Source organism: Photobacterium kagoshimensis, assembly GCF_050337045.1.
In the GTDB taxonomy this organism is placed as follows: domain Bacteria; phylum Pseudomonadota; class Gammaproteobacteria; order Enterobacterales; family Vibrionaceae; genus Photobacterium; species Photobacterium kagoshimensis.
On record NZ_JAKJSO010000011.1, the window covers coordinates 42,311 to 68,727 of the forward strand.

Genomic DNA, 26,417 nt, shown 5'->3' on the forward strand with positions numbered 1-26,417 from the left:
AGCCTGTTATCGTTCAAAAAAAGTAAAACTTTATAGCTCGCGACTTTATATTCAGGAATACTCTTTGCATACTCCCGTTAGTAACCCACTCTGAATGAATCACAACCGTTTTTGTTCAGCCCGAAACTATATAGTAAGTTACACTAACCAAGCAATTTTCATACCGAAGTTGAGAATACGATGAAAAAAACACTCGCGCTTTATCTATTCATGCTGTTAGCAGTGCCATCACAAGCACTTGCCGCTTGGTTAGAGGTCACCGGACAAGCTAAAATTCTAGAAAGTGATAAAGCTGCCCGTAACAATGCATTAGAAGACGCGGTCTATCAGGCGATCCTGTATTCCGGTGCCGATGCAAGCTCATTTTCCCATTTACGCCCTTATTTAAGCCAAGAGCGTAGTGAGTACCAATTTAGTGGCAACGAAGTGCGTAACGTCAGTATTGTGAAAGCCAAAAAGTCAGGCGGCAATTATTACGTCACAGCGCGGATAGATATCTACCCATCGGCAAATACTTGCCACAAAATACAATACAAAAAAGCAATTTTAATCAGTGGGTTTACCCTCACAGCCCCTCAACATGCGGCGCTTGGTGGAATTTACCAAATCGGCGATGATTTTAGTGTGATGCTCCAACGCCAAATTGAGCGTAAATCACAGAGTTTTGTGGTGTCAGGTATTACCCGAGTTCCCTTCCGTATTGATCAACCCAATACATTGACTATGCTGGCGGAAGATTACGATGCCCAGTATCTAATTAGCGGTGAAATCACGGATTTAACGTCAACGGTTGATGAAAAGCTGCTGCAAGATGACCAGTACAACCGCCAATTTGCCGTTACGCTCGAAGTGATCAACGGCAAGACAGGCGAAATGATACTCCAAAAGAATTACCGTGAAATCGCGCAATGGCCATTCTCGCGGATCAGCCAGGTCGATACCAAGAGTGCCCGTTTCTGGCAATCGGGTTACGGTCAGGCCGTGCAACGCACAAGCCGTAATATGATGCTCGATCTCGAAACGACCTTAGCCTGTCGCTCAAGTCTGCCAGAGGTGATCAATGTGTTTAATGACAAAGTACAAACCAACGTTGGCCGTATTCATGGTGTTAAACAAGGCGATCAGTTGCGCTTATGGCATAACGCCGCCTTCATCGATCAGCAAGGGATCAGCCGCGCGCGTATGGTTCAAACCGAGATGACACTCACCGTAGAGCGGGTTTATGACAAATCGTCAGAGCTCAGCGTCGACCGCGCCGATCTTGCGGCAAGTATCCAACCTGGTGATTTGCTCACCAAACAGATAAACCATTGATACAAAAAGCTTAAAATTAGCCAATATTTGCGTATAATAGTGCCCATGCTCCCTTAGCTCAGCTGGATAGAGCGTCCCCCTCCTAAGGGGTTGCCTATTGAACAAATCTCAACCCAAACATTTACCACAAGTAATAAATGACATTTAAAAGTCTTAATAATCAAACAATTAAAGTCAAATCCATTATTTACAAGCTATAATTATCCATTCAAGTTAATAATATAACGCACTTAAAAAGTGCTATTCAAAATGCTATAGTGCTACAGGAAGTGCTATAGCGTGAGTGAAAATGATGAGTCGTATTGGTGTAAAAAAAGCGGATTTTGAATTAAAAAGGTATGTGAAAGATAGCCATCTCTTGCACCCTAAAAAACAAACTTCGTTCCACTTTAAAGATGGGCTTATCAAGAAGCTGCCATTAATCAAAGACGGCAGTAAAGATCTGTACGATCTCACCAACAACATCAAAAAATTTAGCCTTGTGCTAAGAGTCAGCAAAACAGCAAAAACTTTCTACATTAAGCCAGCACAGCGCACTATGATAAAGCTCGGTCGCTGGCAAGAACCAAATGCAAACACACATATCAAACCTGAGGCGGGCTGCTTGACAACATCACTCGCCCGCTCTGCTTTCAAGAAAAAAGTAAAAGAAATTCTTGCAGAAGAAGAGCTTGCACCTGAGATTTTGCATGTCCGTGAATGGACTATTGAAGACTACTTAAGTCAGCAGTACAAAAAAGACAGAGCTAAATACAAAATCAAAAATGGCTCTATACGTCCTATCTCACAAAAATCACTAAATGCTATTAAACGTGATATCAAGCCTTTGCTCACTCAAAGGCTAAAAGATGCTAATAAAAATTGGCTAGAGATCTTAGACGAGCATTGGAAGAAAGAAGTGGTGAACCCCACTAATGATGTAGTCACCATGAGAAGCCTTGATACTAACCGCAAAGCTTACACACAGATTAACGCTATGCTAAATGTTTGGGTTGGTGCAGGGTATATCAGGAAAAATCCAATAGACGGAGAAGTAGCACGCTTCAAAGATGAGCATGCTGACCAGCGTGAAATCATTACATTTGATGAGCTTTCCATAGAAAGTGTTTTACGCTATCTGTGGCAAGATGACGTACTTGGTTCAAAGGCGGCGAAGCTTGTCCTCGCGACGATGATAGTCGCTGGCGTTAGAAATTCAGAGGCATACCGTAACACCACAGATAATTTTCGTATTTCTGAACGCATAATCTTCATTCCCTCACTGATCAGTGGCAAAACACGTAAAAGTCGCACAATTCCAATCGAGTCTGATTACTACTGGCAAATGATTAGTGACTACCTTGCATCAGATGAATACTTTGAGAATGAACAAAACCATATGTTCCCATCGCGAAAAGGATCACGCACAGGACACATAACCGAGGGAGCAACACGCAAGCCGTGGCATGATCTTAAAAATCACTTCAAGCTTCCAACTGAGTCACGACCTTACGATTTTCGCCATACTTTTGCGTCAAATCTTGCTAAAACAGAGGGAATTGAAGTTACATCACAGTTGCTCGGTGACAATCCAGATACGGTCATGAAGTATTACATTAAGCATGATGCAGAAAGTGTGCGTCCTGCCTTGCGTGAGATACAGAACAACAAGAAGCACAATCACAGAAACCAACGCAGCCACAAAGCAAACGACCCTGTAGTAACAGTGTCTGAAAGTGATATGCCAAACGAAGTAAAGCTGTACTTTAAGGCTTTTGTGAATGGGTTAGAGATAGTAGAACAGGGGAAACTATACCGTAGTCAGTGGAAAGTTTTTATCGAAAAATTACGTCAACTTAACCAAAAAAAGCAAGTTGAAGATATCGATGACTGGCTTATTTTCCAAACAGATTAATAAAAATGCTTATAGAGTATAAGCATTTTTAAAATAGAGGGGCTGAATTATTTTAATAATAAAGATACTGCTCCAAATACTTCATTAGAAATATCTTCAATTGATTTTAACTTATTATCATTAAGACAGTCGATAATTGTCCATTTTCCTGATTTAGATGCTATATCTTGATATACGTTAGCAACTTTTTCTAAATAAGTACTATCTTCTTCATGCAAATCTTTACTTTTATCGGTGTAGTCCCTCGCATCTTTTTTTAGAACTAACTTAGAAGAATGATCGGCATCTAAATTTAGTAAAATATTTAAATCTGCTTTAGGCAATCCATAAACTTCATATTCTAATTTTTCGATCCAGCGTTGAAGCTCACTTCTCTCATTGCCTACTAGTTTAGCAGATTGATGAGCGATATTTGATGACACATATCTATCGATAATGATAATGCAACCATCATTTAAAGCATTAATAATTGAAGATTTCTTTTCATATCGATCCCCTGCATAAAGCATTGATGCAAGCTTAGGAGAAACAACATCCAAACCACCAAACTCACCATTAAGATAGCAACCGACTTCTTTGCCAAAAAAAGTTTCCGAATAACAAGGAAAGCCAAGCAAAATAACTTTTTTCCCTTGTTCTTCTAGCTTATTTAACAACAAATTAGCTTGTGTATTCTTTCCGCTACCATCAATACCTTCGATTGCGATAATCATTTAATATCTTTCTCTTTAATTAATCATTTAACGTAATAACACGCCCTAGCCCATAAACAACAAGCCAGAGCTATATACAGATTAGATTGAGGCTAAATCAATCTCATACTAATTTGACGAAAAAAATCTTCTTCTACACCATTCTTTTTAAGAATTTCTTTCCTAATCTCATCCCTCATCTCTCTAGGATAAAGATCAAGAATATTAGATTGTTTTTCTATATCCAGTAATAGATTAAAAGTAGTTTCAAGTATTGATGATAATTTACCTTCAATACTATTACCTTTTAAAACCAACTTCTCATCTAAATCTTCAGGAAATAAGCCAGCATAAAAATAAACATCACCAGAATCACTATAATCAACATTAATCACATTGTAGCCCATAATGAATATTAGTGACTTAATTATATCCACGCAATCATTATGACTTAATACAGTTTGAAAGCTTAAATCGTTCAAATTTTCTGTTTTAATAAGCTCTAAAGCTTTTTTTGAGTTATTCACATTTTTCTCCAATACTCAACGGCTTTTATACTCTCTCTAAATGTATTAAATTCAGAAGAAAAAGCATCAAACATAACTATTGCATCATTTGTTATATTACACTCTTTGAGAACTTGTTCACCAACAGGCGCAAATTCTGTATTTTCATCATCTGATTTTATGAATTTAGCACCTATAACCACACCCTCAACATCATACTTGCGCATTATTTCTGAGTAAGTATCCAGGTCATTAATTGTTATTGAAGACAATACAGGTTTAATATAAAGGTATGTTGGGATATTATACTCTTTTGATATTCTAAAGCTTTCAAATCTTACACTAGGACTATCAGTATTACGCTCAACTTTATCCCAATGACTTATAGATGTTGATGAAATAAAAATCGTAAGCTGTCCTTTCCATTGAATATATGAATGCAGAGCATCAATACATTCAGAAGATACGAATCGCTTTGTTGCAAACTGTACCGAATTTCCTTTCTTTAACAAATAAGATATAATTTCTAAAGTTGAGTCTCTGACTAGTTCGTCCCAACATTCAGAGTAACAACCTATAGAAATAATAGTGCCATTTCTTCCCGAACTAAAATATTCATGATTTTCGATCATATTAATTATTTCAGTGCTAGGTAATACAAAGAGACTATCTGCATTAATACCTAAATTCAATGCTGGCAAGTAACAATAAGAGCAACGAGATCTACAGCCTAGAGTAGAGTTAACAAATAATCGCTCAGGAGTTCCGTATACATACATTGCTCATTACCTAACATCAAACAAGTGCAGATTATACTTGATTTCGGTAGAAAATGCATGACTAAAATCATTAGCAAGCCAAAGCAATAACCCTTTCAAAACAAAATCTTATGTTGAAAATGATGACATATGGGTAAAATTACATCTGAAGACTTCAATAGTTAAGCATATCGAAAATCATCTACACACCCTTTTTTTGAAACCTTGGCCTACATACTTCTAAGGCCTCATATCACAAAAAGGCACATGGTTGATTGACAACCACCATCACAAATGGTAATGAGTTGATTTTTGTTGTTAATACAAGGTAACCCAATGAAAATGCATAAAATTGTGCAGCTGATTATTTTTTTGATTAGCTTGCTGCTAATTGCAGGTGCAATGTTATTCCATCATGAACCATCTGCTGATAGTGATTTGAATATCAATACAATTTTATTAAGTATCGGATGTTCGATATTAGCTGTTGTAATAATTAACTTTTTTGAATATCACATAACACGCCCTGAAGTAGACACCCTAAAATACATTTCAGATTGGAAGCTAGTTTCAATTTTTAAAACTAGGCAAGAGATGAATGATGTCACAAATAAACTATTAAATAAAGCAGAAGCTCTAGATATTGCTGCTTTAGGTTGTAAAGGGTTGTTAAATTATCAGGGGGATGTAATTAAGCAACGTTTAAAAAAAGGAATGAAGATCCGATTTCTCATTCCTACAAGAAACTCTCCTTTCATTCAACAACGCGAAATTGATGAAGATGCAGCTAAAGATGAAATCAAGAACAATATAAACAACCTAGTCAATTGGTCTCAACAAACCATTAAGGAATTAAATCTAAATGAGGAGCAAATTCAAATTAAAGAGTATTCATCTTTACCAATTCAGTCAATTATGATTATCGACAAGAATCTTTTCACAGGCCCATTTATGATTAAAAAATTAAGTCAACTAACAATGGCTTATCAATATAAAAAAGGTGGAGAGGGTTATTCATATTACAAATCATACTTTAATGAAATTTGGAATAATGATGAAATATCATCTAAGGTAGAGGTTTAATTTTGAAAAAAATACTAATCACAGGAGTTTATGCCTCAGGTAAAACCAGTTTAATCAAGTTACTTGAAGAAAGGTTAATTGAGCAAGGAAAGAATGTTCTTGTTATCCAAGAAGTAGCAAGAAGCTGCCCATTGAAATTAAATACAGAACAAAATCTTAACTCAACTTTCTGGCTTATTATGAGTCAAATCGAAAATGAGATTAATTCATATGATAACAAATATGATTATATAATTTTTGATAGAGGTATACCTGATATAATTTCTCACACTATGATAGTCCTAGGTGACTCTAAAGAAGATTTATTAATCATGGATAAATTGAAAACTTTAGGAATTAGTAGCTTAAAAAACTTTGACCATATATTTTCCACAAAAAAGTCTGATAATTACTTAATCGAAAAAGATCAATTAAGAATAGACAATCGCTCATTACAGGAATTGTTAGAGAAGCATCATTTTGAGTATTTAGATGAGATAAACTGTAATATGACCATACTCGATGAACATAACACAGATCGTCTTAACCATATATTGAATTTAATATAATTATAAATGCGGCTAGTTAACTAGCCGCATAAAATCCATCTTTTTTATAATATTAATCACTTTTAAAAATTAAAATTAACCGCCTTTAGCGAATCATTCGAATTTTATTTGAATAACATTAACGCATAAAAACAAACTGTCACCTTAGCTCTTTTATTCTCTAATGTAACTAAAAATCTAATACTTGCTGCTCTTTATCGGTTTGATATCCAACATCAAAGGTGTGTTTCAAAATCACTTATATTTAATATAGTTAGCTCTGATTTAAGTTCACCAATAAATAATTCAACAGGTTCCCACCCACCTGTTTTCATTTCAATATTAATATGCTTAACAGATTTTTTATTTTCGGCAAAAACTACTTGCAATCCATTTTGATGTCTACGATATAGAACATCATTTAAACGTTTCTGTATATCACTCAATCTATATTGAATGCTTTCTAACGTGAACTTTTTAGTTTCTTTTTGAATTGGAGAGTTAATCAGATATTCATTGATTTAATTAATATATTTTTATTTTCCATTATTTATTACTTCTTTATTTTTGAATTTTCCCCAAAGAGTTATTTATTATAATTAATGCTCAATAAGCAACATATAATCTAGTGGTTAAAAATTAATATAGCTTGTTAATATAGATATTACTTTGCTAAGTTGATAAAGATATCATACAGCATGGTTTTCTATATGGAAATTTGTCACAATATATGTTTGATTAATAATTGAACAAAAAAGGCAATTTATTTGCCTTTTTATCTTTTCCTGTGACTAAGGTATCAAATAACTATCAAAGCTAATATCTTCATTAGTAATTAAATACTTTTTATTAAGTAGACTGATAAAGTTGCGGAGATCAGTCATAATTTCAATTTCCTGCTCCTTGCCCTTTCTTGAGCTGATCTCTATATGGTTAGTAATTGACCATATCAAGCGAATATACTCTTGATCATGCACAGGAGCAACCCGCTTAAGGATGGAAAGCAAACTGTTGAGTTCTATTACATTTTTTTTCATTTTCATTATCTCTTTTTAATTTTAATTCTCGGATATATTGATCTTTCAATTCGAGCTTATAGCTCATTGCATCAAACTTATGTTGGTAAGCTTGATGCTCTTGTTTAAGTGATTTCATATCTCGGTACAGTTTAGTAATACCCAGTTGCTTCTCGTCTAGCTCTGCTGACATATCGATGTTTTGCCTTTGCAATTTGTTCAATCGCTTTCTCAAGTATTCATTTTTCTTCTCATGCTTGTTACTGAAAAATGAAGCCTTAGTGATCATCGTTAATTCGCTTTCTTGTTGCTTAATGGCTTGTTTTTCATTAGCCAATACAGCTTCATCTTTAATTAATTGTCGCCGCTGTTTATTAAGCTTCCTATGCTGCTGTAAGAACACTTGGGCTTGCTTTTGCTGTGCTTTCCACTCTTTCCTCGTTAACCTCTGTACTCGTGGCCCTAAACGCGTTAAACCCAATTTAGAGCCAACTTCATCATAGTAAGAGTCTTGAAATTTCCGCATTGCTTGCTTATATGCATTCGCTTTTTTTGAGTACCCACCATCGCATTCATTTCTAGCTTTAATTCCATCGTGTATATCAGACATGCTAAATGAACCATTTTTAGTTGAAGGCAACACGTAGAAATGTAAATGGGGGTGCTCTTCATCTAAATGAAGAACAACTGACATCAGATTTTCACCATACTTATTGCGCAAGAATCCAATTGATTGTTTTAAAAAATCACGGAAATTAACATCGGATTCAGCACCAAGACTAATCACGCCAGCAAGCAGTAACGGTGCATCTTTGCGGACTTTACGTCCTTGCTTGTCCTTAACTTTCTTTGTACGTTCTAAAGCGATTTGAGGAAGTTTGCGAGGATCTAAACCTAGCAGGATCTGTGGGGGTTGTGGTTGATAGACATGAGGACAGAACCCATCAACTCGCATTGCTTCATTAACGATGCTTTGCATCGCTGGTTTACCTTTTTTAGCTGACACTTTTGCACATGTTTCAATGCGTATAAACTGATATCCAGACATAACGTTCATTATTTATTTTGTTTATTATAACACCATGTAAAACAAAGAAATAGCTGACATTAAAATTACTTTTTAGTATACAAGCAAACTTTTTAATAAAGCATTGAAAATGCGAATAATAAAAAGTTATCAGGGGGCTTAGGGGATGAAGTCCCCAACCGACGCTTATCATTGCTCGAGGTACGAGAGCCATATGATAAGCATAGTCGGTTACTATGCTTACTAAATAACGGCTTACTCTAAGATGGGAGGAAACCTGACAATTATTTATTACCTGTTATATTTCAATAAGTTGAAAATAAAACACTTGACAAGAAAGTAAGAAGTGAAGCATTATGTCTGTGTAATAGCTTCATCTTCACGTCTTATCTCGATTCTCTAGTCTTTTTCTTTGTTTAAGAAATAACCACTCAGAAATACACAGAGGCCAGCCATGCAGCACTCGCTGAATTCAGCTTGCACCGCAAGCTGGTAATGGTTCATTTTTGAAAAAATGAACCATTATAAGTTAAAACATAAAAAAACACTTATTCTAACAAGAATATCCATTATCTAGTATGGTATTCACTCTATTCATCGCTGTATCCTCATCTCAGAACTCAAACTAATAATTAAAAAAGGTTCCCAGATGACAAATAAACAGAACTACACCAATGAACTAAAAACAGCTAAACAATGGTTGGCACTTAAGCAGGAAGATAAACGCTATCCTAGGCAGGGAGAAATCGGCAAGGTTTGCAAGCGTGGCACTTACTATCATTACGATCAAACGATCCCTGTGCGAAGCGAGGCAACTCACCACCTCCTAGCAGGCTTTCTCCCTGTATATGAACAGTATAAAGGTATATCTTATTTCTACTTTGATGAGTGTGAACCGAAAAGAACACCGCGCCAGTGGCGCGAACTTGGTAGGCGAGTTATACCTGGCTCACTCCCTTGCTCCAAAACACGAAGCGGCTTTAACCCAAGCAATGGTGACTCCTTTGAAGTCAGCTATTTTTTACGTTCTGATACGGTGAGAACTTAAAGGCATGAAAAAGGGTAGATTTCTAAAATCTGCCCTCTTAACATCTTGTCGAGAGAATCGCTTCCCTACAAGGAGTAAGACATTACTCGCTGTAAATAAGGGTAGTTTGATTCTTATCAGATACTAGATTAGCGGTTTTTACTCGGCTCACACTGACACACTCTGCCTTAAAAAGGCCAAGCTTGGCTCAAGCCCAAGAGAATCACCAATATTATTTTGAAAACTGCTATCCGTCCAATATGGTCTGATGGACTTACATGTCTTATTAATAGACTCAATCTCATCATTCTTAAAAAACAGCGCTTCAAACCTTACTGACGCTCCCGAAGCTAGTTGTTTAGGCGTCTCATCTAATTCTGGTAGCCCAAGATGCTGCTTCATCAATTCATACTGAAATGGTTCGTTGTTTAAAGCATTAACTAACGAAGTCTGCCCATCATACCTTTCACACACTAGACCAACAGAATTAATAGACTCCTCAATATTAGTAGCGTTTCTAAAATTTATAACGACTCTATCTAACTGATTATCTTGAACATCTACCAGTTCAATGATGGCATGAGCTTTTGTGGGTACTCTTGTATCTTGCCATTTATTATATAAATCAAAAATCGCATTCCCCCCTCCAACTACTGCCAGAATGCCTGTAAACACAAACACTGCATTTTTGAAGAAAGCAGTACGACCAAATTTACTTTGAAGATCATGTTCCATATCACCACCATTGTATATAAATGCAACACACTGTACACTAACACAGCATGTGCATTTACACAGTACTTATTTTAAATTAGGGAGATATCTATGAAGGACTTCTTTAAGTTTTTCAAAGCGGAGTTTGTTCCACTCTATTATTCTGTACTCTTTGATCCAAAGAAGGTGACACGGCTTGTGGAGCTGAATAGAATTTCCTGGAAGCTCACCTTAAGCTTTTACGCCTCTTTACTCATTGCTTCGCTTTTTATTTTTTCACGCATCGTCGATCACCACATAGGGTCAAGCTCTCTATCAGTTTCTGCGATGGCATTTTTTCAGAGTGTTTACGCCCTATTTTTTGCGGGTCTGCTTCATTTCAGCTTCAAAGCTGTTGGAGCGATAAGAGGTAGTCAGCTAAATCTAAAGCTTGTTTTTTTGAATGCAGGAATGCTTTACTTCTTGAATAGCCTGCTTTTGCCATTCCAGATTCAACTCGATACTGGCGGCTCCAAACTATTAGTATTCACAGCCTCGATTCTTGTGTTTACTTGGAGTATGCGTTGCTGGCTGACACTAGCTCGGTTCAATGGTGTGAAAGGTAAAGCTAACCTCGGATTAGCGCTTATTATCTTAATTTTAGCGTTAGTTATTTTTGTAAATTTATCTGAAGTAATCGTGCCTTACTTTGTTGATATAGTGTAAAGCAGAAAGAAATATAGAAATGGCGCCCCCAGTAGGATTCGAACCTACGGCCTCACCCTTAGGAGGGGTGCGCTCTATCCAGCTGAGCTATGGGGGCATAAGATTCATAATATCAGAGCTTTATCTTTAAAAAAACACAAACTCACTGAATGCTTCTCATCTGCTCAAATTTAGAGCACGTATATCTATCAGCATTAATATGAACAACTCATAAAAGTGCTATAAATTTAAAAATACACATAAACAATTGAATTTATTAAATTAATTATATTTACAATGGTAAATACTTAACCCCTCCTAAGGGGAAGGCCGCAGGTTCGACTCCTGCAGGGAGCGCCATATATAAGAAAGGCTAGCCATTGACGATGGCTAGCCTTTTTGCATTTATACTGTTCATGCCGCTATATACCTAATTACAAATAATAAAATCAAAGCCGTTAAACATTTAAGATTTGCAGCTAATTATCTTACTTAGCCATCAGCCTGATTTAATAAGCCTCTTCATATAAAATCAAGCGCACATTAAATATTACGGCATCATAAATATTGACGGTAAATAAGACGGACAATCTTCATCCTATATTACCCAACTTTAATAAGCTTATTTATTTTCAATCAATAATATCGTCATAAAACTAACAGCCGCTTTAATTTACTGAAAACAAATACGCCAAAATATTGACTTCATATGCATGTAATTAATTAAGCTCATCGGATAGTAACCCTATTTTATAAAAATAAAAAAGGAGCCTTATTGGCTCCTTTGGGTATTTTGGGTATTTTGGAAATAACGGATTAGAAATTGATACTCGCGTACAAACCAACTTCATCACCTTGCACATAAGGTGAAATCACGTAGTTACTCATCGAGTAACCCATCTCTGAAACAACATACTGAATGCCAGTTGCAATGGCCGCTCCCACCGCAACATCACGCCAGTAGTGGTGTTTGCTGTCTACTCGCGAATAACCCACTAGCGCAGCAGCAGCGTAGGCTGGTACGCCGTATTCCCAGCCATAACGAAATTGTAGGTATGCCGCACCTTGTGTTGCCGCCGAGGTATGGCCAGATGGGAATGAGTGATCACCACCATTTGGGCGCTCAGCATTAACAGAGAATTTAATAACGTGTGTTGCTACTGCGGTGTATAACGCCCCTTCTGCGAGTTGAAATAAACCTTCAGTATCACCTTTATATAAAGAGATCGCACCAGCTGTAAGAGGAATGCCGAATTGCGCAATATCTGCGTACTTTTGTAGGTTTTTATTATGGGCAGACGCGGAACATGCGGTCGTTGCTAATATAAGGGCAACCACTCCTGACTTTATTTTCATGCTTTACCTTTAAACAATACTCAGCCCTGTAAAATAAACAAGGCACTATCAATGGCATCTCAAAATGAGAAAATAAAAATCTACTGCATAAGCATGAAGTCGTTTGGAGACATTATTTACAAATACAACCGTAGATATCAAACACTGTTTTTTAACAAGTGCAGCGAGATTGTAAGAAGTAAGGAAATGCTTGTCAATGCGTGAATGCTCACAAAAGCATATAAACTACAAATATGTTAATTACATCCAATGTGTCTTTTTGATGAAATAAATTAGCCCTAAAGCAGTTCCTTTTATAACGCAAGCAAAAAAACGCTTATTAATATATGAAAAATATGATCTTAACCTACTATTTATGAGTACCACTGAAACGGCACCAGACCGAGCGTGATGCATGTTGGATAAATCCAAGGGAGATACGATATGAAAAAGATAACTTCGGTATGCGCAGCACTCTTACTTACTGCGAGTTTTGCTACGTCGGCTTACACACTTTCAGGCACACCAGAAGAGATCCCTGAAGGTGCAATGCAATATTGCGCAACATCCAGTAACTTCTGGGTATGTGTCGATAACTATAAGCAACGTAACAACCTATAGTTTGAGAATGTAGTTTGCCGAATATAGTTTAAAGCATAAAAAAACGGGCATAGAGTCAGCTCTATGCCCGTTTGTTTATATATCAGCTTACTTTACGCGTTATGCGTTCGCTTCACGCTCTGCAATAAAAGCAAGTGCTAGCTTGATACGCGCCATTACTCGTTCTTTACCAACAAGTTGCATTACAGCATCAACAGACGGTGACTGACCTTGGCCAGTTACTGCAACACGCAGTGGCATGCCTACTTTACCCATGCCTAACTCTAGATCTTCACATGTTGATTTAATCACATCATGAAGGTTTTCAGTTGTCCATGCATCGTCAGATACCGCTTCAACTTTTGCCAGTGCAAGTTCTAGCGCTTCTTTTGCTACAGGGCGAAGGTGTTTCTTCGCAGCACCCGCTTCAAACTCACTAAAGTCTTGGTAGAAGTAACGCGATTGCTCAGCAAGTTCAATCAGCGTATTACAACGCTCACCCACTAGCTTGATAACATCAGTGATCGCTGGACCGTTCGCAGTATCAATTTCTTTTTGATCTAAGTGCCATTGTAGGTACTTAGCAACGTATTCTGGCTCTGCTGTTTTGATGTAGTGGTTGTTCAACCAAAGTAGCTTGTCAGTATTGAATGCTGATGCAGACTTACTGATAGACTCTAGCGTGAACAAATTGATCATTTCTTCTAATGAGAAGATCTCTTGGTCGCCATGAGACCAGCCTAAACGCACTAAGTAGTTTAACAGTGCCTGTGGCAAGTAGCCGTCATCGCGGTATTGCATCACGCTAACTGCACCGTGGCGTTTAGATAGTTTCGCACCATCATCACCCAGGATCATTGCACAGTGAGCAAACTCAGGTACAGGCGCACCAAGTGCTTCATAGATGTTAATTTGACGAGGGGTGTTGTTGATGTGGTCTTCACCACGAACAACTTGAGTAATACCCATATCCCAGTCATCAACCACAACACAGAAGTTGTACGTTGGGCTGCCGTCAGTACGACGAATGATCAGATCGTCAAGTTCGCTATTTGAAATTTCAATACGACCACGTACTTTATCTTCAAATACTACCGTACCTTCTTTCGGGTTACGGAAGCGGATAACGAATGGTGATGCTTCAGTTGCTGCAGCATTTGCCGCAACAATTTTAGGGTGGTTTGCATCGTAACGCGGCTTAACGCCTGCAGCCATTTGCTCTTCACGTAGTTCGTCTAGTAGCTCTTTCGGGCAGTAACACTTATACGCTTTATCTTCAGCAAGTAGCTGATCGATTAGCTGGTTGTAACGATCAAAACGTTTCGTTTGGTAGTAAGGACCTTCATCCCAATTAAGACCAATCCACTCCATACCTTCAATGATGGCATCGATTGCTTCTTGGGTAGAACGTTCTAGATCGGTATCTTCGATACGTAGAACAAATTCACCGCCTTGCTTTTTCGCAAATAACCATGAGTACAATGCAGTACGGGCACCACCTACGTGCAAAAAGCCTGTTGGGCTTGGTGCAAAACGAGTTTTAATCGTCATTTGATTTACCTTAAAGTGACTAGAGCGACTGACAGCGTTACCGCTATAAGCCCATAATTGGGCGTTATTTTAACACTGTCACTCAATTCTACAATCACCATCCTTTAGCTAATTATCGCTCTATGACTAAGATGACGCCGAGTTAAGATGCATTCTTTAGGTTTTTCATCGCCCACATCATAAAGGCTTGCTGCTCTTGAGCTGATAACTCATGAAAGCCGGCTTCTAAAATTGCTCTTTGCGATGATGCCGAATGTACCGTTTTCGGTTTCACAGAAGGTACTGGAGCCGTTGTGGCATGTTCCATTGAAATAACCGCGATTCCCGAGCCTTTTTGGTTATATTTCCGAACTGCCTTTTCGTAGTTCTTCATCCCTTGCATACCATTGACATGCAATGATTCAAGCTGAAAGGGGAGCATTTCACCTGACGCTGATTTAAGAACAAAACGAGGGTCATTATCAAACTTTTTCGCCTCTTCCATTGTTCTAAATGGCTGATATGAAAGCACGACATCATCGGAAGGGGCATTAAAGCGAAGAATAAAAGGAACGGAGTTGAATTTAGTGCGACGACCGTCTTCAACCACTAATTGCCCCAAGGCAAACAAAACTTGGTTCGTGCCCGCTTTAAGCGTTAATTGGCTTGGCGATGAAAAGATATCCGTCGCAACCTCGTCACCATTAAGCACCAGCGGACCAATTTCTTTATTAAACGTTAGTGTGCTCTCTGCACTCACCTGCCACGAAAGGCATCCCGCTAAAAGGGTTAAGGCAACAATCAACTTTCTCATAAAACCTCCACGGCAAAGGGCGAGATAACCTCGCCCTAGTCATTGTATTATTTAACGTTATTCAGCATGTTAGAACCAGTATTCAACACCAACAGATGCTTCGTTAAAGCTATCTGACTTCCAACGACCGTCATAGCCTTTATCTTTAGCATTAAAGCGATCTAAGTCATTCATCGCATAACGGGCATAAAGCACAGCGTTAGTATCGACAAAGTACATCATTTGTACTGACGTCACGTTATCTTTGGTGTTAGCAATATCTTTACCGTTCACTTCTAAACCAAGGTTTTCTGCATGGGCAATTTTTGCCTGCCACTTATCAAACGTATACGTTAAACCAACTGAGAATGAATCTTCACGTTCTTTGTTATTCAACGTATCATCCGCTTTTGCGATACGGTAGTAACCAAAGTAACCAAGACCGTTAGAGAAACCACCTTGTGCACCTACGAGGTAGGTTTGGTTATCCCAAAACTTACTACCCTCCATCGTGTCGTAGTTCATCTCGTAAGCTAAATCGAACTGCGCCCATCCCCAGTCTCCTTTTACTTGTTGATGCGCTGCCATACCGTGCCAGTAGTTACTAGATGCACGTTCGCTCTCTGTTGCGCCAGCACGATCTTGACCAGCACCTGCCGCGATATCCATGGTAAAACCAGACCACAGCTCATTAGTATCCCAACGGATGGTATCTGATTGACGGTCATTGAAGTTGTTACCACCAATGTTACCGCCCCAATCCCAAACATTACCCATACCCGGGTTTGTTGCAGGCCAGTCAATCAATTCGTAGATAGGTGTTAACACACGACCAAGACGTATTTTACCAATGCTGTCGTGTTCAAAACCAACAAATGTATCACGGCGACCTAGGTAGCCATTACCACCGTTTTCACCTGCAAATGACTCATCAACGTAACCCGATTCAATCTGCCATAAGAAGGTCCAATCTTGCATCTGGTCAAACTGAGCGGTACCACGCCAGCCTAGACGTGATTCGTTATTAAATTGAACACCTTCGTTATTCTTTTCATGATCATAATCGCGGTGCGCTACTTGCATCGCAATCAAACCGTAAATGCTGTGCTCATATTTCGCGCCGCTGTCACTTGCTTGTGCAGGAACAGTTGCGAGTGCAGCTGTCGCAATAGCTGCGCCCAGTAAAGTACGTTTGAAAAATTTACTCATGGAAAAACTCCTAAAAAATATAGCTGAATTCATGTACTTACCTCAGTGGCCGCCGAAGGTTAGCACAATGAAATTTAATGTTTCATATTGAGAACGCAGATAAGACTACAAGCTTTTTTCACCACACAAATATATTGAAAGGAAAAGCTTGAACCCCTTCAAAAAGGCACAAACTAAAAAAACATAAACCATTAAAAATCAACAGCTTGACCAAAAAATATAATTACCACCACAAAAGAACGAAAAACAAATTACGTGCCCTAACTCCCAGCTTGATATGCAATAGAAATGAAACGCACTAAAAAATCAGAACTTTTTACATAGCACACTTATCATTTAGTTTTTTTATGAGTCAAAAAAGTGATCTATATCGAATCCATTTAGATAAAGCTGAACTTATTTCGAGCAAGAAGATTTATAGCAAGCAAGTTCCAAGCTCAATGAGTATTGCTACAGCAGCCTCATTGAGCCACCAGATAATCTAATGAAATATAATGAAAACAGATAAAATAAGAGGATGTGACTGATGTCTGAGTTCACCCGCTCTATCTAGGAATAAACTTTTTTGTCGGCACCAAGCAACGTAAAATCGTGGTACGAATTAACTATGGATGGACAAACGCCCAATCATTGCGTGTCCTTCAGGGAGAAAAGAATGAAGGTAAAACAACTCGCCCTTGCAGCAGCGCTTCTGCCGCTGGCTACATCTGTGCTTGCAGATGTGACTCTTCAATTGCCAGATAATGTACGACTGCTAGCAGTAAATGAGCAAGATCCATCAAAAAATATTACCGATATATTTTTTTCAACGGATGACGAGCTAACATTTGAAAATGGCGAAAACCAAATCGTATACCAAATTGATCAGTATTTTTATAAAGGAGATAAACAAAGTGAACGCTTCCGTTCGTCGCCTTATATACTAACCTTTACTGCAAGCAACACCGCTCTAAAATTAGAAGTACCAAACTTCCGAGGAGTTGTTCAAGCAAATGAATTCAACCATTCAGCGAAAGTAGATGTTCAAACAACGGCAGGAAAAAGCGTCGCATTCAAGCATGATAAGCTTGAATTGAAGGGGCTTTCCATTTCACATGACTACCATGAGTATGTGAAACAATATAATAAATTAGGTGGTCCAGCTGCACTGGCTACAGCTACAGCTACAGTAGCTACTCACAAAGTGAAGCCGATAGCAAAACGACCAAGCGCTGATAACTCCACCCACAATGCAGAGCCGATCAAACAGCAGTTACAGACGCTTTTCAATCAAGCAGATAAAGAGACTAAAAAAGAATTTATTAGCTGGGCAGTACAAAACCTGTAACCGAATATAAAGTTCCTTTTCACAAAGGAACTTTCTCCCTCTCTTCATCTTTCTCCAACTTTGTTTTCACACAACGTAATTACTTCACTCAACAATAAGATAATAACTCCCCTTTTCCTTATTAACTACTACCACATTAACCAAGAACAGATCGAAAAATGGAGGCCTAAGCCTCCATTTTAATAATATCCAGTTTTAATTACGATTTAGAAACCGTATTCAAGACCGACACGAACCACAAAGATATCAGTTTCGTCAATTTTACCTGTTTTATCGTTAGCCGCTTTTAGGTCACGTTGAGCAACACGAACGTAAGGAACAAAACCATTTTTAACATACATTAGCTGACCAGAAATGATGCTATCTTCATCATTCTGCTTAACGCCTGCCGTTTCTGACTCTAAGTTAGCGGTGTAACCTAGTTTGAAGCCCCATGGACCATTCCAGTATTGGCCAATTACAGCGTAAGAAGCTTGCTCTGATTTATCGCCGTTCTGAACTTTACTTTCACCAGCCTTGTATGCGCCTGATAAACCAAAACCAGCAGGCAGTGATGCTTCAAAACCGACTAAGTAACCAAAAGTATCTGCCATTACTGCATCTTTAGCTGCTGTGCCTGGAGTCCATACGCCCTTAGTCGAATCAGTAGGATCTGTGTAGCTCCAAGAACCATCAGTTGCTGCTTTTGCTTCTTCAAGCTGACGATCTGATTCTGTTTCGAATGCCGCATGTAGCGTGATCATTTCAGCAAAGCTATAGTGCGCTGCACCACCAAACCAGTTATTACCTTCAACAGCCTTATCACCACGACCTGTCGCAAGGTTAAAGTTGAAGCCGCCGAATGAAGGTGAATCGTAGCGAGCCATATCACCATGACGATCACGGTTATATTTCACGTCACCGCCCCAGTCCCATGACGCACCAAGACCTGGGTTAGCGTATGGCCAGTCAATCACTTCATACATAGGTGTTAACATACGACCGAAACGTACTTTACCCCAGTCGCCTTTAAGACCAAGGAATGTATCACGGTTACCTAATGTACCGCCTGTACCATCTTCACCTACATAACCAGATTCAACTTGCATGAATACTTCAACATTATCGAACATCTCTTTACCAGCACGGAAACCGATACGAGATTCATTTTCGTAGTCATAGCCTGTTGCAGTATCTTCGCCATTTTTAGTAATGTCGTAGTTAACAATCGAAATTGCTGCTACACCGTATACTTCAACGCTAAAATCATTATTTTGACCGATTTCGTAAGCGTTTGCTGACATTGAAGCCATTGCAGCAGCTGCTACAGCAACACCAAGAACTGAACGTTTGAATACATTTTCCATGGAATAACTCCTAAATATACTAGCTGTTTACTTGAGCCTGAAAAGGTTGGCCGCCGAAGGCATCAAGTAACTCTCCCAATATGTAAGCTAAATTTCTAAAATCAGCTAAATCATATTTTTTTAGTTTATGAACGTCTCCGCTCACTTCAGTAACTAGACTACTTTCGCAGCGCAAAACATCAATTAGAACTTAATTTATTGTTTAAAAAATATGACTCAGTGCAAACTTTGCGCCTAACAGTGATCCACTTCAAATCTTTCCTTATTTCATTATCAATAAAGAGTATTCCCCTTTAAATACAACACCTTAAAAACATAAAAAAACATCAAACGTGAGAAGGCACGTAAAAACGTTATTACGTTGAAATCACTTGCACAGTAAAGATCGCTTTGATCACAGATCCTAATTACCCGCGAAAAACAGGTGAGGAATATCACCATTCCTCCCCTTTTTTAGTCATAAACGAAACAATAAGGATGGCTTGATGGTGATGAAATGAGGACGTTTTGGGTGAGAATATTTTTTATAGTGCGCTACAAAAAACAACGCGTACCGTGATGTTAATCAGGTACGCGCATAAGAATGGTTTTTTATTCAATTCTTTAATTATTTTAACGAAAATTAACGTTGTGTAAAATCGACTAAGGCTTGTTCATCCCAGATTTCGATACCAAGCTCTTGCGCCTTAGCCAATTTAGAACCAGCGGCTTCACCCGCAACCAATAGGTCAGTTTTTTTAGATACACTACCTGTGACTTTAGCGCCCATAGATTGCAGTAGCTCTTTGGCTTCTGAGCGGCCGAGTTGCGACAAACTTCCCGTTAACACCACGGTTTTGCCTTCTAAAGGTCGTTCAACGCCTTCTTCTGGCTTATCTATCGCTGGCCACTCGATACCCACTTGCAGCAAATCATCGATAACATCGGTATTGTGTTGCTCACGGAAGAAGTTGTAGATGTGTTCGGCCACAATGTCACCCACATCGCTCACTTCAATGAGCTGCTCTTTAGTTGCAACTTTTATCGCCTCTAATGTTTCAAAGTGATTGGCTAAGTTTGCCGCCGTTGCTTCACCCACTTCACGGATACCTAACGAATACAAAAATCGAGGTAAGGTCGTGACTTTTGAAGCAGCCAGTGAATCAACTAATTTCTGTGCCGATTTAGGGCCCATACGCTCTAAAACCGTTACCACACCGGCTGATAACTTAAATAGCTCCGCTGGCGTTGCGACCATTTCACGATCAACCAGTTGTTCGATCACTTTTTCGCCACAGCCATCCACGTCTAACGCTTTACGAGACACAAAATGCTTCAACGCCTCTTTACGTTGAGCTTGGCAAAATAAACCGCCTGAACAGCGTGAGACTGCTTCCCCTTCAACACGCTCAACGCGCGAACCGCACACAGGGCAATCCGTTGGGAAGGTAATAAGTTTTGCATCATTAGGGCGACGCGATTCAACCACTGAGACAATCTGCGGAATCACATCCCCAGCCCGACGAATAATGACGGTATCACCTATCATGACACCTAAACGCGCGACTTCATCGGCATTATGCAGCGTGGCATTGCTTACGGTAACACCGCCAACAAAGACAGGGGCTAATTTAGCCACAGGGGTAACTGCACCTGTACGACCAACTTGGAACTCAACATTATTCAGCAGGGTCATTTCTTCTTGCGCAGGAAACTTATATGCAATCGCCCAACGCGGTGCGCGAGCAACAAAGCCTAAACGCTCTTGCAGGCTAATGGTGTCGACTTTAAATACCACCCCATCAATTTCATAAGGCAGCGATTCACGACGCTCACCTATTTCTTGGTAATACGCGATAACAGCTTGAATACTCTCTAGCGGACGAATTTCAGGGCACATAGGTAACCCCCAGCCTTTAAGTTGTAGCAAACGTTCATACTGACTAGGCGCAAGCTCTTGCCCTTCGACGACCCCGACAGAGTACGCATAAAAGCTCAGTGGACGAGAGGCGGTAATTTTTGAATCTAATTGGCGCAAGCTGCCCGCAGCGGCATTGCGAGGGTTAGCAAATGTCTTTTCACCTTTCTTTAAAGCGCGCTCGTTAAGTGCATCAAAACCGGCTTTAGGCATAAACACTTCACCACGTACTTCCAGTCGTGCAGGCCAGTCGTCACCACGTAATTTCAGTGGGATCGAGCGGATAGTACGGACATTCGTTGTAATGTTCTCACCGGTCGTACCATCACCACGTGTCGCCGCTTGGGTCAACACGCCATTTTCATACATTAGACTAACCGCTAGGCCATCAAGCTTAGGTTCACCACAAAAAGTTACCTGTTGCTCAGAAGGCAAACGATCTAATAACCTTTTTTCAAACGCTTGGAGTTCTTCATCGTTAAATGCGTTATCCAGCGATAACATAGGCAGTTCATGCTTTATCTGGCTAAAACCATCTAATGGCGTCCCACCTACTCGCTGACTTGGAGAGTCGTTCGTTACCCACTCTGGGTGCTCGGTTTCAATCGCAAGCAGCTGTTGCATCAAACGATCATATTCAGCATCTGGGATCTCTGGGTTATCTTCTACATAGTAACGATACCCGTGATAAGTAAGCTGTTGACGCAACTCAGTTAGCTGCTGCTGAATATCAAGACTCATGGCTAATCCTATTCACTCACACTGTTATCAAGCTGCGGACAAGCGCAGACCTGTTTAATACACAAAAAAGCGGGCTCCCTGAGGAGCCCGTCATAAACTATTGGGGTAACACTCAAGTCACTAACCTTGGGTGTAGAACTTCGCTTTCTCACGGTATTCTGAGATCCGATAAGGCGTGATCATATTACGCTCTTGATCGAGTACATCGGCACTTAACTCATCCGCAATTTGCTGAACCGTTTGCAACATCATATTGAAGTTCAAATCAGCACGGCCGTGGCATGGCAGCATTAGGTAGAAGGCAATACCAGGGGTTTCGAAGTTTTCGATATCCTGCTGTGGGAAATTACCAGGCTGTACCATGTTGGTCACAGAGAAAATAACAGGCTCTAAACCCGCTTTATCTGCATGACGGTGATAAACCGAGTTCTCACCAAAAATTAAACCATTTTGCTCAAGACTATTGAATAATTTCATGCCTCGAAGTAATTCACCCTTACGCGCATGAATATTTAAAGCGATGTAAGAGCGCTCTAGTGGCGCAGGCTCAGGTATAGTAACTTCTGGCTCAGGCTCAACCACGTTTTCAACTGGCTGTTCAACAACAGTTTCTTCAACAACGGGCTCAGGTGAAGGTTCTAGAACGGGAGCTTCTTGCTGTGGTGCAACTTGAGCTGCAATTTCAGTCTCAGAAACAATCACAGTGTTGGTATCTAGCGCGGGCTCTGCAACAGCATCTGGTGAAGTATCAATAGCCGTAGTTGTCGCTGTAACAGGCTGAGCAATAGGCGCTGGTTGGCTATTTTCGACCGGTTGCTGCTGAATCACATCCGCAGAACCCGTCACAATATCAAGGTTGCCTAAACCTGGCTCATTGTCTTTATTTGCTTTGGGGGTGGCTGGCTGCGAGGTTACTGGTTGCTGAGCGGGTTGAGGCGCAATATGTTGGTTATGCGTCGTCACTTCAGGCTCAGTTGCCTGAACCTGTTGCACTGGTGCAGGCTGTACTGCGGCTTGTTGAGCAGGGGCAGGCTGTGGCGCGACGGTTTGACTTGCAACTTGAGATGCAGGTGTGAGCGTCGCCTGCGGAGCAACTTCCGTAAATTCAGGAGCGGATTTCGCAGACATCACAGGAAGATCATTGGCATTACTATGGTGACTGACTGCCGGTGCAGGTGTGTCTAACAAAGGGTCGGCTTCGATTTTGTCACCGAAGTTAACCGAGCCAGCTTTGGCAGGTTCCGACTGGAAATAAGGTGCAGATTCTTCCGTTTCGAAACCTTTAACGCGAACAGCGCCGACACCATCTTGATCAAAACCTTCATTATCAAGCGACTTTTGACCATCAAGTTTACCCACTGGCTTTGGTTTATCACCAAACTTAGTCGGTTTTTCTTTTCGACTTGTCCAAAGGCCATGCAACAATAGCGCGGAGATCATCAGCGCACCAACAATAATAAGAACCAGACGCAATTCCTGCATACAATACTCTGAAATTAGCTTGTTAACCCAATCGGGGTAACGTGTTAAACATGTATTCGCTAGACCTAAGTAATACCATACTCAGAGACTAACTCAATCCAACATTACGTATTAGCACACTGACATTGACAGAGCGTAATAAAGATCACAACTTATTACTTTAAGCTTTACCTTTCCGTCAGTCTGGCAACCCAATGACTGAGGTAAAGAATACATGCTGGTTGCTTTACTCTACCAAAACTCACTAAATAATGAGAACTTCTAACCGTAGAATCATCAAATATCGTGCCTTTGAGCGCACTTTTGGTTATTTTTCAAGCTAAGTGGTGGGTTGGTATTTAGCGATAGGCGCTAACAAAAGATCGAATATTTGCTTATCAGCGCTACTCCTCGTTAACATGTTGTTTGGCTCAACCTCTTTTGTTTCTTTCACAATGACGAGCCTCAACAGGAGCAGATATGCAAACACACTCACCAATTAAAGACCCTATCAGCGGTGCGGGCTATTTCTTTCGCGGATTATCGCTGGCATTAGAGCCAGGTACTCGCCGTTTTGTCCTGATGCCCCTTTTGGTCAACATCATTCTATTTGGTAGTGCTTTTGGTTTTGTCCTTTCTCAACTCGACCAGTGGATTACTGGGTGGCTAGCGATGTTACCAGAATGGTTAGACTGGTTAAGCTACTTGCTTTGGCCTTTGCTTGCTATTGCGACTTTAGTAACTTTCTCTTATCTCTTTAGTACCATAGCCAACTGGATTGCCGCCCCCTTTAACGGCCTATTAGCGGAACAATTAGAAGCCAAGCTAACGGGCGAGAAGTTGCCTGATGCCAGCGTAAAAGACTTACTTAAAGATGTTCCTCGCATCATGCACCGCGAATGGATAAAGCTAAAGTACTACCTTCCTAAGGCGCTGGGGTTACTGATTTTATTGTGGATCCCAGCTATAGGTCAGACAGTTGGCCCTGTGCTGTGGTTCCTCTTCAGCGCGTGGATGATGACAATTCAATACGCCGACTACCCGTTTGATAATCATAAAGTGCCCTTCGTATCGATGCGCGATGCCCTAAAAGTTAAACGCGGTAAATCATTAAGTTTTGGTAGCCTAGTGATGCTATTTACCATGACCCCTATTCTCAATTTGTTTGTAATGCCTATTGCCGTATGTGGTGCCACTGCAATGTGGGTTGATCATTACCGTAAAGACTACCGTTAAGTCAGCGCAGCTAATTTCAAAGAGCGATGGATCGTTATACTTTTTATAACAATAAGATATAACGATTTATTCCTTTGCAAATACGGCAACAAGGTTATGCTTAATGTGTCTTAAGTTGAAACCTGTTACGAAGGAACGGCACTCATGAGCAAAATTTACGAAGATAACACGCTTACTATTGGCAACACTCCACTGGTTCGCTTGAATCGTGTCAGTAATGGCAAGGTGTTAGCAAAAATTGAAGCACGCAACCCTAGCTTCAGTGTGAAATGCCGTATCGGCGCAAACATGATTTGGGATGCAGAGAAAAAAGGTACCCTAAAAGAAGGTATTGAGCTGGTAGAGCCTACCTCTGGTAATACAGGTATTGCCCTTGCGTACGTTGCAGCTGCGCGAGGCTATAAACTCACGCTAACTATGCCTGAAAGCATGAGCCTAGAACGCCGTAAGCTACTCAAAGCCCTTGGTGCAAACCTCGTACTAACAGAGGCAGCTAAAGGCATGAAAGGGGCGATTGAAAAAGCCGAAGAAATTGTTGCCTCAAACCCGAGCCACTACCTATTGCTTCAGCAATTCAATAACCCTGCCAACCCAGAAATTCATGAGAAAACCACAGGCCCAGAGATCTGGGACGCCACCGATGGTGAAATTGATGTCTTTGTTTCTGGTGTAGGTACGGGTGGTACGCTAACGGGCGTGAGTCGCTTCATTAAGCAAACCAAAGGTAAAGCAATTACAACCGTTGCCGTTGAGCCAAGTGAATCACCTGTGATTACTCAAGTACTTAATGGCGATGCGGTTCAACCGGCACCTCATAAAATCCAAGGGATTGGCGCAGGATTCATTCCTGGCAACCTTGAATTAGACCTTATTGACGAAGTTGAGCTTGTAAGTTCAGACGATGCGATTGAAATGGCGCAACGCCTTATGAAAGAAGAAGGTATTCTGGCGGGTATTTCATCAGGTGCGGCGGTTGTCGCTGCCAATAACATCGCTTCGCGTCCAGAATATGCAGATAAAAATATCGTTGTGATCCTACCTAGTTCAGGTGAGCGATACCTATCGACAGCATTATTTGCGGGTATCTTCACAGAAAAAGAAACCCAACAGTGATCACACTTTTAAGTGAATCATGACAGTTTGTTGACGAAAAAAGCCCCCTCGAGGGGCTTTTTTGTTGCTTTTTAAACGCGGTTTTACTATAAAACCGATGCGTTTTATTTTTAGCATCAAAATAAAAGGACACAAAACAGTCCATTTGATGTGACCAAGGCAAAATAACTCATCAAACTTTGACTTGGATTAAGCAATTATGACGCGCAGTTGGTTAATTTATTCATCGAGATAAACAAACCATCTCAGTCACTATAAGCTAAAATATTTTTACGCAAAGATTACATAATATTTCAAATATCGGGGTGAAAAATGTATCAGAAGCAAGTTGAAATCACTGCAGAAAACGGCCTACACACTCGTCCAGCAGCGCAATTCGTAAAAGAAGCGAAAGCATTCGACGCTGACATTACAGTTACTTCTAACGGTAAAAGCGCAAGCGCGAAAAGCCTATTCAAACTACAAACTCTAGGCCTAGTAAAAGGTACTTTAGTAACAATTTCTGCTGAAGGCGCACAAGCTCAAGAAGCAGTTGACCACCTTGTTGCTCTAATGGATACACTGCACTAAGTTGCAAGTAATTCGTT

24 protein-coding genes and 2 tRNA genes are annotated in these 26,417 nt (G+C 40.0%); 12 read left to right on the forward strand and 14 right to left on the reverse strand.

Features of this window, described 5'->3' with window-relative positions; all coding sequences use genetic code 11:
* Positions 1–180 precede the first annotated feature (180 nt).
* Both L4C35_RS07930 and L4C35_RS07935 read left to right on the forward strand, forming a co-directional pair.
* A complete protein-coding gene (locus L4C35_RS07930) occupies positions 181–1,314 on the forward strand; it encodes a flagellar assembly protein FlgT (protein ID WP_428462382.1) in 1,134 nt (377 codons plus the stop codon).
* Positions 1,315–1,603: 289 nt separating this feature from the next.
* Complete coding sequence (locus tag L4C35_RS07935; protein WP_305406303.1) at positions 1,604–3,208, forward strand: tyrosine-type recombinase/integrase; 1,605 nt, start codon at positions 1,604–1,606, stop codon at positions 3,206–3,208.
* Positions 3,209–3,255: 47 nt separating this feature from the next.
* Here L4C35_RS07935 and tmk read toward each other — a convergent pair whose 3' ends face one another.
* From tmk to L4C35_RS07950, 3 genes are all read right to left on the reverse strand, one after another.
* On the reverse strand, positions 3,256–3,921 hold the full coding sequence (gene tmk, locus L4C35_RS07940; protein WP_428462383.1) for a dTMP kinase: 666 nt from the start codon (positions 3,919–3,921) through the stop codon (positions 3,256–3,258).
* Positions 3,922–4,013: 92 nt separating this feature from the next.
* Positions 4,014–4,427, reverse strand: a complete 414-nt coding sequence (locus L4C35_RS07945; RefSeq protein WP_428462384.1) for a hypothetical protein — start codon at positions 4,425–4,427, stop codon at positions 4,014–4,016.
* The gene (locus L4C35_RS07950) at positions 4,424–5,185 is read right to left on the reverse strand and encodes a radical SAM family protein (RefSeq protein ID WP_428462385.1); all 762 of its coding nucleotides are present in this window, start codon (positions 5,183–5,185) and stop codon (positions 4,424–4,426) included. Before L4C35_RS07950 ends, L4C35_RS07945 begins: the two co-directional genes overlap by 4 nt.
* A gap of 315 nt (positions 5,186–5,500) precedes the next feature.
* On the opposite strand from L4C35_RS07950, the gene L4C35_RS07955 reads away from it, so the two are divergent.
* On the forward strand, positions 5,501–6,247 hold the full coding sequence (locus L4C35_RS07955; RefSeq protein ID WP_428462386.1) for a hypothetical protein: 747 nt from the start codon (positions 5,501–5,503) through the stop codon (positions 6,245–6,247).
* Between the two features lie 2 nt (positions 6,248–6,249).
* Entirely contained in the window at positions 6,250–6,795 is a 546-nt protein-coding gene (locus L4C35_RS07960) for an AAA family ATPase (protein ID WP_428462387.1), read from the forward strand.
* 215 nt (positions 6,796–7,010) lie between these two features.
* Here the strand turns inward: L4C35_RS07960 and L4C35_RS07965 are convergent, their stop codons facing one another.
* Positions 7,011–7,220, reverse strand: coding sequence for a hypothetical protein (locus tag L4C35_RS07965; protein ID WP_428462388.1), 210 nt, complete (start codon positions 7,218–7,220; stop codon positions 7,011–7,013).
* A 544-nt stretch (positions 7,221–7,764) separates the two neighbouring features.
* A complete protein-coding gene (locus L4C35_RS07970) occupies positions 7,765–8,838 on the reverse strand; it encodes a plasmid recombination protein (protein ID WP_428462389.1) in 1,074 nt (357 codons plus the stop codon).
* Between the two features lie 628 nt (positions 8,839–9,466).
* On the opposite strand from L4C35_RS07970, the gene L4C35_RS07975 reads away from it, so the two are divergent.
* Positions 9,467–9,865 carry a hypothetical protein gene (locus L4C35_RS07975; RefSeq protein ID WP_428462390.1) on the forward strand — a complete coding sequence of 133 codons (399 nt, stop codon included), beginning with the start codon at positions 9,467–9,469 and terminating at the stop codon, positions 9,863–9,865.
* Between the two features lie 147 nt (positions 9,866–10,012).
* On the opposite strand, the gene L4C35_RS07980 is transcribed toward L4C35_RS07975, so the two are convergent.
* Complete coding sequence (locus L4C35_RS07980) at positions 10,013–10,579, reverse strand: hypothetical protein (protein WP_258483709.1); 567 nt, start codon at positions 10,577–10,579, stop codon at positions 10,013–10,015.
* A 90-nt stretch (positions 10,580–10,669) separates the two neighbouring features.
* On the opposite strand from L4C35_RS07980, the gene L4C35_RS07985 reads away from it, so the two are divergent.
* Positions 10,670–11,263 carry a hypothetical protein gene (locus tag L4C35_RS07985; protein ID WP_305406294.1) on the forward strand — a complete coding sequence of 198 codons (594 nt, stop codon included), beginning with the start codon at positions 10,670–10,672 and terminating at the stop codon, positions 11,261–11,263.
* A gap of 20 nt (positions 11,264–11,283) precedes the next feature.
* Here L4C35_RS07985 and L4C35_RS07990 read toward each other — a convergent pair.
* Positions 11,284–11,360: transfer RNA gene (locus L4C35_RS07990), tRNA-Arg, on the reverse strand.
* Between the two features lie 174 nt (positions 11,361–11,534).
* Between L4C35_RS07990 and L4C35_RS07995 the strand changes: the two genes are divergently transcribed.
* Positions 11,535–11,602: transfer RNA gene (locus tag L4C35_RS07995), tRNA-OTHER, on the forward strand.
* Between the two features lie 456 nt (positions 11,603–12,058).
* Here L4C35_RS07995 and L4C35_RS08000 read toward each other — a convergent pair.
* Entirely contained in the window at positions 12,059–12,598 is a 540-nt protein-coding gene (locus L4C35_RS08000; RefSeq protein ID WP_428462391.1) for a phosphatase PAP2 family protein, read from the reverse strand.
* A gap of 423 nt (positions 12,599–13,021) precedes the next feature.
* Between L4C35_RS08000 and L4C35_RS08005 the strand changes: the two genes are divergently transcribed.
* Complete coding sequence (locus tag L4C35_RS08005; protein ID WP_428462392.1) at positions 13,022–13,198, forward strand: hypothetical protein; 177 nt, start codon at positions 13,022–13,024, stop codon at positions 13,196–13,198.
* Positions 13,199–13,297: 99 nt separating this feature from the next.
* Here the strand turns inward: L4C35_RS08005 and gltX are convergent, their stop codons facing one another.
* The 3 genes from gltX to L4C35_RS08020 all read right to left on the reverse strand — a co-directional run bounded on the left by gltX (position 13,298) and on the right by L4C35_RS08020 (position 16,709).
* Complete coding sequence (gltX, locus tag L4C35_RS08010) at positions 13,298–14,728, reverse strand: glutamate--tRNA ligase (protein ID WP_428462393.1); 1,431 nt, start codon at positions 14,726–14,728, stop codon at positions 13,298–13,300.
* Between the two features lie 142 nt (positions 14,729–14,870).
* A complete protein-coding gene (locus L4C35_RS08015; protein WP_428462394.1) occupies positions 14,871–15,521 on the reverse strand; it encodes a YccT family protein in 651 nt (216 codons plus the stop codon).
* A gap of 69 nt (positions 15,522–15,590) precedes the next feature.
* On the reverse strand, positions 15,591–16,709 hold the full coding sequence (locus L4C35_RS08020; RefSeq protein ID WP_428462395.1) for a porin: 1,119 nt from the start codon (positions 16,707–16,709) through the stop codon (positions 15,591–15,593).
* 655 nt (positions 16,710–17,364) lie between these two features.
* On the opposite strand from L4C35_RS08020, the gene L4C35_RS08025 reads away from it, so the two are divergent.
* Complete coding sequence (locus tag L4C35_RS08025) at positions 17,365–18,036, forward strand: DUF2057 domain-containing protein (protein ID WP_428462396.1); 672 nt, start codon at positions 17,365–17,367, stop codon at positions 18,034–18,036.
* A gap of 206 nt (positions 18,037–18,242) precedes the next feature.
* Here L4C35_RS08025 and L4C35_RS08030 read toward each other — a convergent pair whose 3' ends face one another.
* The 3 genes from L4C35_RS08030 to zipA all read right to left on the reverse strand — a co-directional run bounded on the left by L4C35_RS08030 (position 18,243) and on the right by zipA (position 23,502).
* The gene (locus tag L4C35_RS08030; RefSeq protein ID WP_428462397.1) at positions 18,243–19,382 is read right to left on the reverse strand and encodes a porin; all 1,140 of its coding nucleotides are present in this window, start codon (positions 19,380–19,382) and stop codon (positions 18,243–18,245) included.
* A gap of 622 nt (positions 19,383–20,004) precedes the next feature.
* Positions 20,005–22,020 (reverse strand): NAD-dependent DNA ligase LigA, encoded by a 2,016-nt coding sequence (gene ligA, locus L4C35_RS08035; protein ID WP_428462398.1) that lies wholly within the window; start codon positions 22,018–22,020, stop codon positions 20,005–20,007.
* Between the two features lie 120 nt (positions 22,021–22,140).
* Positions 22,141–23,502, reverse strand: a complete 1,362-nt coding sequence (gene zipA, locus L4C35_RS08040) for a cell division protein ZipA (protein WP_428462399.1) — start codon at positions 23,500–23,502, stop codon at positions 22,141–22,143.
* Between the two features lie 459 nt (positions 23,503–23,961).
* Between zipA and cysZ the strand changes: the two genes are divergently transcribed.
* The 3 genes from cysZ (at position 23,962) to L4C35_RS08055 (ending at position 26,400) form a co-directional block, all read left to right on the forward strand.
* Positions 23,962–24,717 (forward strand): sulfate transporter CysZ, encoded by a 756-nt coding sequence (gene cysZ / locus L4C35_RS08045; RefSeq protein ID WP_428462400.1) that lies wholly within the window; start codon positions 23,962–23,964, stop codon positions 24,715–24,717.
* 144 nt (positions 24,718–24,861) lie between these two features.
* A complete protein-coding gene (gene cysK / locus L4C35_RS08050; RefSeq protein ID WP_428462401.1) occupies positions 24,862–25,830 on the forward strand; it encodes a cysteine synthase A in 969 nt (322 codons plus the stop codon).
* A 312-nt stretch (positions 25,831–26,142) separates the two neighbouring features.
* Complete coding sequence (locus L4C35_RS08055) at positions 26,143–26,400, forward strand: HPr family phosphocarrier protein (RefSeq protein WP_048898185.1); 258 nt, start codon at positions 26,143–26,145, stop codon at positions 26,398–26,400.
* The last annotated feature ends 17 nt before the right edge of the window (positions 26,401–26,417 follow it).

Coding starts and splice junctions, on each gene's coding strand:
- L4C35_RS07930 (WP_428462382.1), top strand. CDS start 181: ATGAAAAAAACACTCGCGCTTTATCTATTCATGCTGTTAGCAGTGCCA.
- L4C35_RS07935 (WP_305406303.1), top strand. CDS start 1,604: ATGATGAGTCGTATTGGTGTAAAAAAAGCGGATTTTGAATTAAAAAGG.
- tmk (WP_428462383.1), bottom strand. CDS start 3,921: ATGATTATCGCAATCGAAGGTATTGATGGTAGCGGAAAGAATACACAA.
- L4C35_RS07950 (WP_428462385.1), bottom strand. CDS start 5,185: ATGTATGTATACGGAACTCCTGAGCGATTATTTGTTAACTCTACTCTA.
- L4C35_RS07955 (WP_428462386.1), top strand. CDS start 5,501: ATGAAAATGCATAAAATTGTGCAGCTGATTATTTTTTTGATTAGCTTG.
- L4C35_RS07970 (WP_428462389.1), bottom strand. CDS start 8,838: ATGTCTGGATATCAGTTTATACGCATTGAAACATGTGCAAAAGTGTCA.
- L4C35_RS07975 (WP_428462390.1), top strand. CDS start 9,467: ATGACAAATAAACAGAACTACACCAATGAACTAAAAACAGCTAAACAA.
- L4C35_RS07980 (WP_258483709.1), bottom strand. CDS start 10,579: ATGGAACATGATCTTCAAAGTAAATTTGGTCGTACTGCTTTCTTCAAA.
- L4C35_RS07985 (WP_305406294.1), top strand. CDS start 10,670: ATGAAGGACTTCTTTAAGTTTTTCAAAGCGGAGTTTGTTCCACTCTAT.
- L4C35_RS08000 (WP_428462391.1), bottom strand. CDS start 12,598: ATGAAAATAAAGTCAGGAGTGGTTGCCCTTATATTAGCAACGACCGCA.
- L4C35_RS08005 (WP_428462392.1), top strand. CDS start 13,022: ATGAAAAAGATAACTTCGGTATGCGCAGCACTCTTACTTACTGCGAGT.
- gltX (WP_428462393.1), bottom strand. CDS start 14,728: ATGACGATTAAAACTCGTTTTGCACCAAGCCCAACAGGCTTTTTGCAC.
- L4C35_RS08015 (WP_428462394.1), bottom strand. CDS start 15,521: ATGAGAAAGTTGATTGTTGCCTTAACCCTTTTAGCGGGATGCCTTTCG.
- L4C35_RS08020 (WP_428462395.1), bottom strand. CDS start 16,709: ATGAGTAAATTTTTCAAACGTACTTTACTGGGCGCAGCTATTGCGACA.
- L4C35_RS08025 (WP_428462396.1), top strand. CDS start 17,365: ATGAAGGTAAAACAACTCGCCCTTGCAGCAGCGCTTCTGCCGCTGGCT.
- L4C35_RS08030 (WP_428462397.1), bottom strand. CDS start 19,382: ATGGAAAATGTATTCAAACGTTCAGTTCTTGGTGTTGCTGTAGCAGCT.
- ligA (WP_428462398.1), bottom strand. CDS start 22,020: ATGAGTCTTGATATTCAGCAGCAGCTAACTGAGTTGCGTCAACAGCTT.
- zipA (WP_428462399.1), bottom strand. CDS start 23,502: ATGCAGGAATTGCGTCTGGTTCTTATTATTGTTGGTGCGCTGATGATC.
- cysZ (WP_428462400.1), top strand. CDS start 23,962: ATGCAAACACACTCACCAATTAAAGACCCTATCAGCGGTGCGGGCTAT.
- cysK (WP_428462401.1), top strand. CDS start 24,862: ATGAGCAAAATTTACGAAGATAACACGCTTACTATTGGCAACACTCCA.
- L4C35_RS08055 (WP_048898185.1), top strand. CDS start 26,143: ATGTATCAGAAGCAAGTTGAAATCACTGCAGAAAACGGCCTACACACT.